We start from the raw sequence: 12,574 nt of genomic DNA, 5'->3' as shown, positions 1-12,574 counted from the left end.
AATTTTTTTATCGGGTAAAAATCCGGCCTACTCTCGATTTTACCTTAATAATTACAAAAACCATAGAAAATCAGGGAGTTGAGTTTTGCAAAAAGGTAAGTTTAGTACCCTAAAACAAGCACTTTCCTGAAAAGGGATTTTTTTTGTTTGCCCGAAAATTCAATGTATTGAGGTAAATTTGTTTATAAACACAATTCAAAAAACCTTTGGTTTGCAAATGTTTACATAAATTTTTCCCTCTTCCGTTCTTCCACAGAGCAGATCTCAAATATTTGTAGATTTTTGAAAGTCCGGGTTTAATCCTCCCCCCCTTGTTTGCCATATACCATCATGGCTTTGATAAACATGTTGAGGTCTCCGTCTAAAACAGGCTGAACATTGCCGGTTTCTACATTTGTTCTCAAGTCTTTGATGAGTTTATAGGGGTGCAATACATAATTGCGCACCTGACTGCCCCATTCAATCTTGCGTTTCCCGCTTTCGACTTTTGCTTTTTCTTCGTTTTGCCTTTGCAATTCCTGTTCATACAAGCGGGATTTCAACATTTGAATGGCAGTTTCGCGGTTTTGAGGTTGAGAACGGTGAACCTGACATTCTACTACAATGCCGGAGGGTAAATGTCTGAGGCGGACGGCGGTTTCTACCTTATTTACATTTTGGCCGCCGGCTCCGCTTGACCTGAAGGTATCCCATTCCAAATCTGCCGGATTTACTTCAATATCTATGGTTTCATCGGCAAGCGGATAAACAAATACGGAAGCAAACGAGGTATGCCGGCGACTGTTGGAATCAAAGGGTGAAATCCTTACCAACCGATGGACCCCACTTTCGCCTTTTAAATAGCCATAGGCAAACTCTCCGTCAAATTCTAAAGAAACCGACTTAATACCGGCTGTATCGCCTTCCTGCAAATCCAACTCGAGCACCTTATAGCCTTGTTTTTCTCCCCACATCACATACATACGCATTAACATAGAAGCCCAATCGCAACTTTCAGTGCCCCCTGCACCGGAATTTATGGTTAAAATAGCCCCTAACTGGTCTTCAGGTTCGTTCAGGGTTGCCTGTAACTCCAAATCATCTACCAGTTCCAACACTTTTTGGTATTGAATATTGATTTCCTGCTCATCTGTTTCGCCCATCATTGAAAACTCCTGCAATACACCTAAGTCTTCGTACTCAGAATAGGCGGTTTCAAACAGTTCGACCCAATGTTTATTGGTTTTAATAGATTTCAGAATGGTCTGAGCGCGTTTGGAATTGTTCCAGAAATCAGGTTCAACGGTAAGTGCTTCTTCATGAATGATCAGTTCTTTGCGGTTTTCGACGTCAAAGATACCTCCTTAGCGAAGCGAGTCGCCCTTCAACTGTTTTTAGTTGTTCTGTGGTCATTAAATGTTATGTCTAAAGTTGTAAAAATATGGTTTAGGTCGCTTTTTTCAGGTTAAAAAAAGGGTTATCTTTTTCGTTCAATGGTAAACCAAATCAGTTGCTCTAACCCTTTGCGTCCTTCGTTTTGCGGAAAACCGGAGAGCAGGTTCAGCGCCTCCTTTTTAAACCGGTGCATCGCCTCCTGTGCATATTCAATACCTCCGCTCTTCCAAACAAAATCTATTACCTCAGCCACTTTCTTTTTGTTGGCATATTGATTTTTAATGGTATAAATCAAGCGGCGGCGGTCTGCATCACTGGCATTGTTAATGGCAAAAATAACCGGAAGGGTGAGTTTTTTTTCTTTAATATCAATGCCTTTTGGTTTTCCGGTATCTTCGGCTCCAAAATCGAACAAGTCGTCCCGGATCTGGAAGGCAATGCCGATTTTTTCACCGATATTCCAGACAAGATGATGAGCATGAATGTCATTGACCGCCGAGGCAAAACCAACCGCACAAGCTGACGCTATCAGCGAAGCGGTTTTTTTGGTGATGATCTCAAAATAGGTGGTTTCGTCAAGATTTAGTCTTCGGCTTCGTTCCATTTGCAGCAATTCTCCCTCACTCATATCTCTGACTGCCTTTGAAACAATCTGAAGCAGGTTAAAATCCTGATTGTCAATTGCAAGCAACAGTCCTTTGGAAAGCAGGTAATCACCGACAAGCACCGCTACTTTGTTTTTCCAGAGCGCATTGACCGAAAAAAAACCTCGCCGTTCATTAGCATCATCCACCACATCGTCATGGATTAGGGTTGCGGTGTGCAACAATTCAACCAAAGCAGCACCGCGATAAGTGGCTTCTGTGATCTGCCCCTGCAACATAGCCGAAAAAAAGACAAACATGGGTCTGATTTGTTTGCCTTTTCTTTGAACGATATAATACATAACCCTATCTAAAAGGGGTACTTTACTTCGTACAGAGTCTTTGAATTTACCCTCAAACAATTCGAGTTGAGGTGCGATTACTTTTTGAATATCGTAGAGCGATATGCTTTCGGTCATGGAAATGGGTTAACACGATGCTGCCTGCAGGCTCAAAGGTACAAATTCTTTAACAATATGAAGCGAACAAGGAGATATCAATCAATCAAGTTAACCGATTCATCATTGGCCTGATAATTGGAACATAAATATTTGTTTAAACAAAGGTTGACCGCAAAATATGACAAGCTTTTTTTAAAAAACATGCTATTTTTAACAATAGCTTAACATTGGCTTTCTATTTTTACCAAAATTTTGATTTTATATGCCGGAATACTATTTTTTGATAGTCCTGTTTCTGCTGATTTTTGCATTTAGTGATTTGATAGTAGGGGTAGGTAATGATGCGGTCAATTTCTTAAATTCTGCAATAGGTTCGAGAGTAGCCCCGCGATATGTGATTATGATTGTTGCGAGTTTAGGGGTTTTTATAGGCGCATCATTTTCCGGCGGTATGATGGAGGTCGCCCGAAAAGGTATTTTTAACCCTGATTTCTTTGTTTTTGCCGAGGTAATGGTCATTTTTCTAGCGGTGATGATTACCGATGTAGTATTGCTCGACTTCTTTAATACTTTAGGGTTACCTACCTCCACCACCGTATCTTTGATTTTTGAACTATTAGGCGCTTCTGTAGCAGTTGGGCTCTTGAAAACTATTGAAAATGGCGAGTCTATTGCCATGCTTGCCAATTATATCAATGCTTCTAATGTCATCACCATAGTTACAAGTATTTTATTGTCAGTGGTGCTTGCATTTACTTTTGGCACATTAATTCAATTCCTTTCCCGTCTGCTGTTTACTTACAACTTCAAAAACCGTATTAAATATATAGGTGGAATTTGGGCAGGTTTGGCATTGTCAGTCATGACGTTTTTTCTGCTGATAAAAGGGGTAAAAGGTGCTGTGTTTTTGCCTGCCGATTTTGTCAAACAAGTGCAGGCCAATACACTCTTGTTGTTAGGTGCTTCTTTTGTTTTTTGGTGGATTTTAATGCAAATACTGATTTCTGTTTTTAAGGTAAATGTTTTGCGAATTGTAGTTTTGTTTGGAACTTTTGGATTGGCAATGGCTTTTGCCGGAAACGATTTAGTCAATTTTATCGGCGTTCCGATGGCAGGTTATGAAGCCTATAAAGCATGGTCGGTTTCGGGTGTTGAAGCCAATCAATTTGGGATGCAGTCGCTAAGTCTTGCCGCAAAACCCAACGTCTTGTTTTTAGTGTTTTCGGGACTCATTATGGTCGCAACTTTGATGTTTTCGCGAAAAGCAAGAACAGTAACTGAAACAGAAGTAGGATTGGGACGGCAGGGGGAAGGACTTGAAAAATTTGAACCAACCACCCTTTCCAGAATGATGGTTCGGTTTAGCCGCTTTATCGGAGACCAAACACAACGGATAATTCCCAATTCGTGGTTATCAAAAGTAGATGAAAGTTTCTCCAATGAAACTTCACCTTCGATAACGAATCAAAACAAGCTGGAAGAACCTGAACCGGCTTTCGATTTGATCCGGGCATCGGTCAATTTAACCGTAGCAAGTGCATTGATTGCTTTGGGTACTTCCTACAAACTTCCGCTTTCAACAACTTATGTAACGTTTATTGTTGCAATGGGCTCTTCTTTTGCCGACAGGGCTTGGGGCAGAGATACTGCTGTCTATCGGGTTTCGGGTGTGCTTCATGTTATTGGCGGTTGGTTTGCTACAGCGATCATAGCTTTTTTGGTTTCAGGGTTAATTGCCACGCTGATCCATCAATTAGGAGGTTGGGCTGTAGGAGCACTCGTTTTGTTGGCTGCCGGGCTTATCATCAATAATTTCTTTTACCACCGCGAAAAGGAAATCGAAAAAGACCGGATTGATGAAATTTTAAGCAACACCAATCCAATAGAAGGAATGGTGATTGCCCGTGAAACTGCCCAAAGTGTGGCCAATACTCTGGTAACTGTTCAAAAAGCTTATTCTCTCGCCCTTCAGGGGTTGAAAAACGAATCGGAAGAACAACTAAAATCTACCAAAGCAATCATTAAAGCACTTAAACAACAGAACAAAGATTTCAAAATAAAACTGCTTCATTCGATTCAAAGAATTGACGAAGAACATACCGAAGCCAGTAGGGTGTTTTTATTGGTCTATGACCTGGAACAGGATATAGCTCAGGCAGCTCAGCTTGTCATTAAAGTTTGCCGCGAGCACGTTGAAAACCTCCACACTCCTTTAACTGATGAACAAACCGCTCAATTACAACAACTTCAAAAACAGTTGGATGATTATATGCTCGTGATTATAGAAGGATTTGAAAACTATAATTTCGATAAACTGCCTTATGTGTTGGAGCAAAAAAAATATCTATTTGAAAATATTGAAAATCAGTTGGCTCAACAAATCAAAGGTGTTCAGGAAAAACAGTATGGCACGAAAAACAGCCACTTGTTTTTTACCTTACTCCTCGAAACCAAAGATTTGATTGCAGTTGCCGCAAGATTTATGAAATTGTACAACCGGCTTCTCAGATCATATTCTACTCACAGCAAAGCCGTGCTTTTAACCGAAAAGGAATTGGATAGTAAAAACCAACTTGACAAAGATGAACCCGTTTAAAGTTTACCGTCTATATTCCGGAAAATAAAAACTAAAAACATTTTTTTTAGATTTCAATGTTGCCCGGTTCATTCTTTTATCATACTTCTTGATAGCGTTCTATATAAACAAAAAGCCCGCTCACCATTAGGTAGCGGGCTTTTTACAAATTATCATACCATTAAAAATACAAGCGCTATTTTTTCTGATTTATAGTGTTAAAAACAAGAAATTCGGTAAACATCCTGAAATTAAAGTCAGGTTATAGTCCGTATTTACAAAAAATGCGGTTTAGCTTTTCTTTTCATCCTGATCTTCAAAATAATCCTCGGGTTGCTCTCTGTTAAAATGGATGTTTTTGTAATACGCCATTCTCTGCTTTCTCTCTTTGTCAAACATGTTTCTCATATCCGCTTCGTTCGCCATAAAAGCCATTTTGCTGTTTATTGAAAGCGAATCAGCTACTGCATCCACGTCCTGATTTGCTCCGATATAGGTAAAAACCCAGCCTTTAGTTTTCAACTCATTGATAATTTCATTGATCTGCCGTCTGTTAAATTCTCTTGACGCATTCTCTTCACCGTCGGTCAAAATGGTAACTAATACATTGTAGTCGGTTTTATCCTGCAAATAATTTTTCAACCCGATTGCTCCAAAACCTATGGCATCCAATAAAGGGGTGCTGGCGTTGGGTTGATAGCGATTCTGGTCAATTTCAAAAAGCTGATTAACCCTCTGTTTGTCCAACAAAGTTTTAATGCCTCCTCCGTTAAAGGTGATTAAAGTAACATAATGTTCCTGTTCTGGAAACTGCTTCTCTACTTCTCTGATGGTTTGAACAACTTCATTAAACCCTCTGATAGTAGGAGTTTTAATAGACTCCATAGAACCGCTTTCATCTAAAATAATCAGGTTGTACGCTTTGTGATTGGTCATAATCGGGGTAATTTAAAAGTGATTAGTTTTTGAAATTTCATATCAGATGTATTTACAAACAATCTTATCAAAAATAAAGTTCCATTGTATAAAGGCTATTGATGAAAAACATATTTGGACATTAATCAAGACTTGGTTTTGGTTTTTATTAAAAAAAGGTAGCCGCCAACTAAAAAAACCCCTGAGCAAATTAAGCGCAGGGGTATTGTTAAACTTAATAACGACGGATTAACTTTTTTCTGACCAATAAGGGAGATTGTTAATGGCAGGAATTGAGGTGCTGTTTTCCGCCCAACAAAAAGCAAGCACGCCTGTTATCACCTTTCCGGAAAGGTCGGTAAATTCAACTGTGTAAAATTGTGTTAAATCAGGGTTAGTATATCCTTCGGGGGGAGTTAAAAGTGAGAAAGTTACCGGTATTTTTGCGTTGACAATCATTAATTCGACCAAGGTGAAACTTTCATTGACTGTAGCAGAAAATTTCAGTGACGAGCCCGGAAAGTTGAAATTGTTCTTACCGGTATGCCAGGTAACAGTACCAACTGCTTGATTATCTGCTTGAACCAACCCAAAAGCTGTTTTATCTTTTCGGTTAATACTCATCGGAAAAAGTTGGTCTTGAGCAAAGGTTTCAAGGAAAAGACCTGAACAAAGTGTAATTGTCAAAATCAAATGGAATAAAATCGTTTTCATGTTTTTTGTTTTTTTATTGTTTATTGTTATTTGTTAATTAAGGTTTGATGCGTTAAGCTCTTAGTACCGGGTTGCCCAGTTGCCATAAGTACCGTCTCCATATTTGTACAAAGCACCGCTTCCGTTAGGCCAGTTGTTCATAATTTTCATAGTCAGGTCGTGCCCAAAAGAATTGGTGATGGAATTGGTACTTGCCAAATTGCCAACGGTTTCGACAGCCATTTTTTGAGCAGCAACCTTGCTGATGCCATTTGCCAAAGCCTGTTGGTAAACAGCTTGTCCATGAGCAATGAGTTGTGCTTGTAGTACTTTTGCATTGGCATTTGCTTCCGCAATGATTTCTTCATACCTGCCCATCCAATAGGTATAGGTTTCTTCATAACTGCGGGTAACCATTTCCATCACTTCCTGATAGTAGCGGGCTTCGTCTTCTTTTTGTTTGTCCATAATTTTTTGAGCATCTGCCATGCTATTGTTATAAGTCGTGTTGTAAGTGTTTTCAACGTTTTGCATCAAATCGTTGTACATTTTTTGATACTCAGGGGTTTGTGTCCAATCGTAATCCTGCGCCTGTACATTCACATTAAAAGCAAACAGGCAAAAAGCAACAAAGGCTAAAAGAGATGCGGGAGAGAAAAAACTTGTTTTCATAATTCAATTTTTGTTTGAAAGGTGATTTTAAAAAAGGTTGATTTATTTTGTTTAAGTTGTTTTATCCGACTGATGATGCAAAGATAGCCTCGCCAAATAGCCATAAACTAACCAAAATTTATCCGATTTTCAAGATTTACCATGGCATATATCCTTCTCTGTCCCTTTGTTTTAAAGCGATTAGAAGAATTTTGCGGTTAAATTTCAACCCTGTTTCTGATGATTTATTTATCAGAATTTAACCCCCTTTTTTATTAAAACAGGACGGTTTAGGCTGCATTAGTTGGGAGTATTCAAAGGCAGTATTTAAGTTAACTTTAAAATATAGTAGAAACATGCCTTAAATATGGTTAAGGTCTTTAACTTTGTACAAGCAACATGGCTATTCAATTTTTTAAAGAAATTTTCTGACAATTGGCAAATAAACGCTCTTCAAAAAATAGTTCAGGTAAACGACCGCCATCGTTAGACCAGTTAATTCTGCGAATTTTTACCAATAACCCTTCTACGCTTTATGGCTATAAAGCAATTCACAGCAAAATCGGAAGACGCAGTTATGATGCCGATGAAATTGTAGCTGCCGTAAACCGCTTGTGTGATAAAAATCTGATTGCAAAAACCAAAGGCAACCGTTTTCATCTGATTGGAGCCGAAGCCTCCCCTAAAAAAACTGAACGAAAAAGCCGAAGCAATCAAAATACTTCGCGCAAACTGATAGTAGGCGTGGTTGACATGACGGCAAGCGGCTCCGCCTATATTGTTTCAGAACAATCAGACAGAGATATTTTTGTGCCTGCCGGAAGGCTAAAAGGTGCTTTTGACGGAGACCGTGTCAAGGTTAGGGCAGGTATAAAAAGTGGCGGCCGGCGTTTGGAAGGAGAAGTAGTGGAAATTGTTGAGCGAAGTAAAACGGTTTTTACCGGAATCATTAAAGTCGCACCCAAATTTGCTTTATTTATTCCGGATACAAATATTCCGCTCAACTTGTTTTTGCCTTTGTCAAAAATCAACGGTGCAAAAGATGGAGATAAAGTGTTGGTGCGGGTAATAGAGTGGAGTGAGGATGGCAAAAAACCGGTAGCCGAAGTGTCCAAAATACTCGGAAAACCAGGAGAAAACAATGCTGAAATGATATCTATTCTGGCTAACAAAGGTTTTCCTCTTAAATTCAGCGCAGAAGCATTGGCCGAATCTGAAAAACTTTCGGTTACCATAACCGAAAAAGATATAGTCCAAAGAAAAATATTTAAAGGAGTTACGACCTTTACCATTGACCCTGTAGATGCCAAAGACTTTGATGATGCGCTTTCTGTACAGAAATTGCCCAACGGTAACTGGGAAATCGGGGTACATATAGCCGATGTTTCTTATTATGTTTCTCCGGATTCTGCGCTTGAACGGGATGGGTTTAAACGAGCTACTTCCGTTTATCTTGTTGACCGGGTATTGCCTATGTTTCCCGAAAAACTGTCTAACCTGATTTGCTCTCTTCGCCCAAACGAAGACAAATTGTGTTTCTCGGCTGTTTTTGAAATGACCGATGAGGCTAAAGTAGTTCGTAAATGGTTCGGACGAACACTCATTCATTCAACACGCAGATTTCATTATGCCGAAGCTCAGGAAATTTTAGATTCCGGTCAAGGCGATATGGCAGACGAGTTGAAACTGTTAGACCGTTTGGCAAAAATACTGCGAGCCAAAAGAATGGAAGCCGGCTCTATAGATTTTGGAAGCGATGAAGTAAAATTTATCCTCGATGAATCAGGCAAACCTATACAAGTAATGGCTAAAGAAATGCTGGATACCAATCGCCTGATTGAAGACTTTATGTTGCTCGCCAACCGGTCTGTTGCCGAATTTATAAATACCCGTCCTGAACAAATCCCCTTTGTCAACCGTACCCACAGTGCTCCGGATATTGAAAAATTAGCAGAATTTAAAAGGCTTGCTGCCGACTTTGGTTACGAACTAAAGTTAGATACTCCTGAGCAAATATCGGCTTCGCTCAACAATTTGCTTACACAAATAAAAGGCAAACCCGAACAACATCTGTTGGAGTCTTTAGCCATCCGTTCTATGGCAAAAGCAGCTTATACTGTTCAGAACATTGGACATTATGGACTTGGATTTCAACATTATACCCACTTCACCTCCCCCATACGGCGCTATCCTGATGTGATGGTTCACCGGATTTTATGGCAATGCCTTCAAGACCCAACCCGTGTTAATCGGGATGTGGACACTCTTAAACACAAATGCGAACATAGTTCCCTCATGGAACGCAAAGCTATGGAGGCTGAACGCGAATCGGTGAAATATAAGCAGGTAGAATACCTGAGCGAAAGAATTGGGCAGGAATTTGAAGGAGTTATTTCGGGTGTTGCCCATTTCGGTTTTTGGGTCGAATTGGTCGAAAACAAATGCGAAGGATTGGTCAGAATCAGCACCGTTATTGACGATACCTATGTATTTCAGGAAACTCAACATGCTTTTATCGGTTTTAATAAGGGAAAACGCTATCAATTAGGCGGACGCGTACATGTTCGAGTAGTCAGTACTGACCTGTTAGCCCGCACCATTGATTTTGAACTTGCCTGAGCAGTTTCGTTAAAACCATCATTTTTATTCCTAAATTCAACATGATACTTACTAAATCTAAAGCTCTTTATGAGGAAGCGCTTCAATATTTTCCCGGTGGAGTCAATTCTCCGGTAAGGGCGTTTAAGTCAGTTGGGGGAACACCCGTGTTTATGAATCGCGGAGAGGGTTGCCATGTATGGGATGCTGACGGCAACGAATACATTGATTTCTGTTGTTCGTGGGGGCCGCTTATTTTAGGACATAATCACCCAAAGGTTCGTGAAAAAATTATCGAAGCTGCCGGTAAAGGAACTTCATTTGGAACCCCGGTTGCTTATGAGTTGGAATTAGCAAGAATCATTTTACAACATCACCGTTTTATCGAAAAACTGCGTTTTGTAAGTTCAGGAACTGAGGCGGTGATGTCGGCCTTGCGTTTAGCAAGAGGCTATACCGGACGAAGCAAAATTATCAAATTTGAGGGCTGTTATCATGGTCATGTAGATCAGTTGCTGGTTAAAGCCGGTTCCGGGTTGGTTACTTTTGGCGAATCTTCTTCGGCAGGTGTTCCCGAATCTATTGCCAAAGAAACCATTGTTGTTCCGTTAAACGACCGTGAATCTTTAAAACAAGCTTTTGAACTTTATTCCAATCAGATAGCAGCAGTCATCATTGAACCAATTCCGGCAAACAACGGACTCTTGATTCAGGATGATTCGTTTTTAAACTATCTACGGCAAATTTGTACACAAAATAACACCCTGCTCATTTTTGACGAAGTAATATCCGGTTTCAGAGTTGGATTTGAAGGCGCAGCAGGTCATTATCAAATACAACCCGATCTGATTACCTTTGGAAAAATCATTGGAGGCGGAATGCCCGTTGGTGCTTATGGGGCAAGCAAAGATATTATGAAGTTTGTTTCTCCTGACGGACCCGTTTACCAAGCCGGAACCTTGTCCGGCAATCCAATTGCTATGGCAGCAGGAGCAGCTCAACTGACTGAATGTCTTCTGCCCGGATTTTATGAAAATTTAGCACAAAACACCCAAAACTTCGTAGCTGCAATCAACCGGCACTGCCTCCAAAAAGCGTATGAGGTTAAATTTTTTTCCATCGCCTCCATTTTCTGGATTGCTTTTACCCGTAATTCTTCGGTCCATAGCGCTGCTGAAATTGATGCGTCAAAAATGCCTCTGTTCAGCCAATTGTTTCACCTGCTTTTAGCACATGGAATCTATTTAGGTCCTTCCGGCTATGAAGTCGGATTTATCTCGGCTGCACATACACAAGCCGATTTGAAAACAGCACAGGAAATTTTTTGTCGCTGTCTGGATATTGTGTTTGAACAGACATAATCTCCTAAAGTCAGAGAAAAGTCAACTTTAAAAAAAGTGCCGCTGTAAACATCAAACTTAAAATATGACATATTCATCTCTGAAAGCACCTATGTCTCTATCTAAAAAGATAACAACTATTGCAAATTAAAAAATTACTCCTACCTTTGATTATTCGTATTTAAGTTAAGCCGACCTCACCCCTTATATATATTCTGCAACATGCCTAACCTCAAGCAAATTTTCAGGCCGTTAGTGATTTTCTATATGCTTGTCATTTATGTGGTTGCCTGCTTTTCGTGGTGGACCTGGTTTCATGTTAACAACCTTGAAACAATTTTAAAGATCACTGTTGAAAAGGAAGAAATTATCTATAAGCAAGCCAATCTTAACCCGGACGAGGTCATCAATGCCCCAACCTACAAGGATGCTTACCGCGATTATCTGTCAAAAAAATACATGATCCTGATTGAGGGGTTAGTATTTCTGATTATCATTTTATTGGCAACCTACCAACTACATACAGGAATCCGTTCCGAAATTTTGCTCAACAGGCAACAAAGAAATTTTTTGCTGTCCATTACCCATGAATTGAAATCTCCGGTTGCGAGCATCCGGCTCGGATTGGAAACTTTGTTGAAAAGAGGGACTTTAGACCGCGATATTCAAAAAAAATTGCTGAACAATTCTCTGAAAGATGCCGACCGGCTTCAGGGGTTGGTCGAAAATATCCTGATGGCCGCCAAGATTGACAATCAGTCTATCAGTTTATCAAATGACGATGTGGACTTTTCACAACTGGTAGCCGAAACAGTCAATAAAATGAAAGATGCCATTGCTATTGGCAGAGTTATTGAAGCCTATATCAGTCCCGACATTTTTATTATGGGCGACCGGATGACTTTGTCTTCTATTGTAATCAACCTGATTGAAAATGCCCTGAAATATTCTCCTGCCAACCTTCCGATTGTTGTATCGCTTAAGGCCCAAAATAACAAAGCGGTTCTGAAAGTGGCAGATCAGGGTATTGGTATTGATGACAAGGAAAAAGGTAAAATTTTCCGCAAATTTTACCGGGTAGGCAATGAAGATACCCGAAAAACAAAAGGCACCGGCTTAGGTTTGTACCTGGTAAAACAACTGACGGAACTACACAAAGGCGCTATCAGGATTTCGGATAACCAACCTCAAGGTTCTGTTTTTACCGTAACCCTGCCTTGTGAGGTCGTACCCGAAGACGATGAATTGTTATTACTCACCGATAAAACGAAAGAGGACCCCCCTATTGTTAGCAAAAATTCAAATGTGCTGTTTAACAACAACATGAACTAACCGGCAAACACCGCATTTGACCTCTCTCTTTCCTTTACATTTTATTTCAAA

General features: G+C 40.0%; 9 protein-coding genes. 4 read left to right on the top strand and 5 right to left on the bottom strand.

What is annotated here, in order from left to right; translation table 11 throughout:
- Positions 1 to 296: 296 nt before the first annotated feature.
- Together prfB and IPM47_08165 are read right to left on the bottom strand one after the other, a co-directional pair.
- Positions 297 to 1,392 (bottom strand): peptide chain release factor 2 gene (gene prfB / locus IPM47_08170; protein ID QQS30885.1). Its coding sequence is split into 2 segments (ribosomal slippage): positions 297 to 1,343 and positions 1,345 to 1,392, totalling 1,095 coding nucleotides; the frame shifts between segments, so codons are not numbered across the junction.
- A 64-nt stretch (positions 1,393 to 1,456) separates the two neighbouring features.
- Positions 1,457 to 2,437: a polyprenyl synthetase family protein gene (locus IPM47_08165; protein ID QQS30884.1), complete on the bottom strand. Its 981-nt coding sequence runs from the start codon at positions 2,435 to 2,437 to the stop codon at positions 1,457 to 1,459.
- Positions 2,438 to 2,681: 244 nt separating this feature from the next.
- Between IPM47_08165 and IPM47_08160 the strand changes: the two genes are divergently transcribed.
- A complete protein-coding gene (locus tag IPM47_08160) occupies positions 2,682 to 5,015 on the top strand; it encodes an inorganic phosphate transporter (GenBank protein ID QQS30883.1) in 2,334 nt (777 codons plus the stop codon).
- A 270-nt stretch (positions 5,016 to 5,285) separates the two neighbouring features.
- Here the strand turns inward: IPM47_08160 and IPM47_08155 are convergent, their stop codons facing one another.
- The 3 genes from IPM47_08155 to IPM47_08145 form a co-directional block, all read right to left on the bottom strand.
- Positions 5,286 to 5,930 carry a VWA domain-containing protein gene (locus IPM47_08155; GenBank protein QQS30882.1) on the bottom strand — a complete coding sequence of 215 codons (645 nt, stop codon included), beginning with the start codon at positions 5,928 to 5,930 and terminating at the stop codon, positions 5,286 to 5,288.
- Positions 5,931 to 6,158: 228 nt separating this feature from the next.
- Positions 6,159 to 6,623: a hypothetical protein gene (locus IPM47_08150; GenBank protein ID QQS30881.1), complete on the bottom strand. Its 465-nt coding sequence runs from the start codon at positions 6,621 to 6,623 to the stop codon at positions 6,159 to 6,161.
- A gap of 60 nt (positions 6,624 to 6,683) precedes the next feature.
- The gene (locus IPM47_08145) at positions 6,684 to 7,274 is read right to left on the bottom strand and encodes a hypothetical protein (protein ID QQS30880.1); all 591 of its coding nucleotides are present in this window, start codon (positions 7,272 to 7,274) and stop codon (positions 6,684 to 6,686) included.
- 477 nt (positions 7,275 to 7,751) lie between these two features.
- On the opposite strand from IPM47_08145, the gene rnr reads away from it, so the two are divergent.
- From rnr to IPM47_08130, 3 genes are all read left to right on the top strand, one after another.
- Positions 7,752 to 9,872, top strand: a complete 2,121-nt coding sequence (gene rnr, locus IPM47_08140) for a ribonuclease R (protein QQS31421.1) — start codon at positions 7,752 to 7,754, stop codon at positions 9,870 to 9,872.
- A gap of 41 nt (positions 9,873 to 9,913) precedes the next feature.
- Positions 9,914 to 11,212, top strand: a complete 1,299-nt coding sequence (gene hemL, locus IPM47_08135; GenBank protein QQS30879.1) for a glutamate-1-semialdehyde 2,1-aminomutase — start codon at positions 9,914 to 9,916, stop codon at positions 11,210 to 11,212.
- A 201-nt stretch (positions 11,213 to 11,413) separates the two neighbouring features.
- A complete protein-coding gene (locus tag IPM47_08130; GenBank protein ID QQS30878.1) occupies positions 11,414 to 12,523 on the top strand; it encodes a two-component sensor histidine kinase in 1,110 nt (369 codons plus the stop codon).
- Positions 12,524 to 12,574 lie beyond the last annotated feature (51 nt).

Source organism: Sphingobacteriales bacterium, from assembly GCA_016700115.1.
Classification (GTDB): Bacteria; Bacteroidota; Bacteroidia; order Chitinophagales; family UBA2359; genus UBA2359.
The sequence above is the reverse complement of the archived record's forward strand: the minus strand, read 5'-3'. Positions and strand labels throughout refer to the sequence as shown.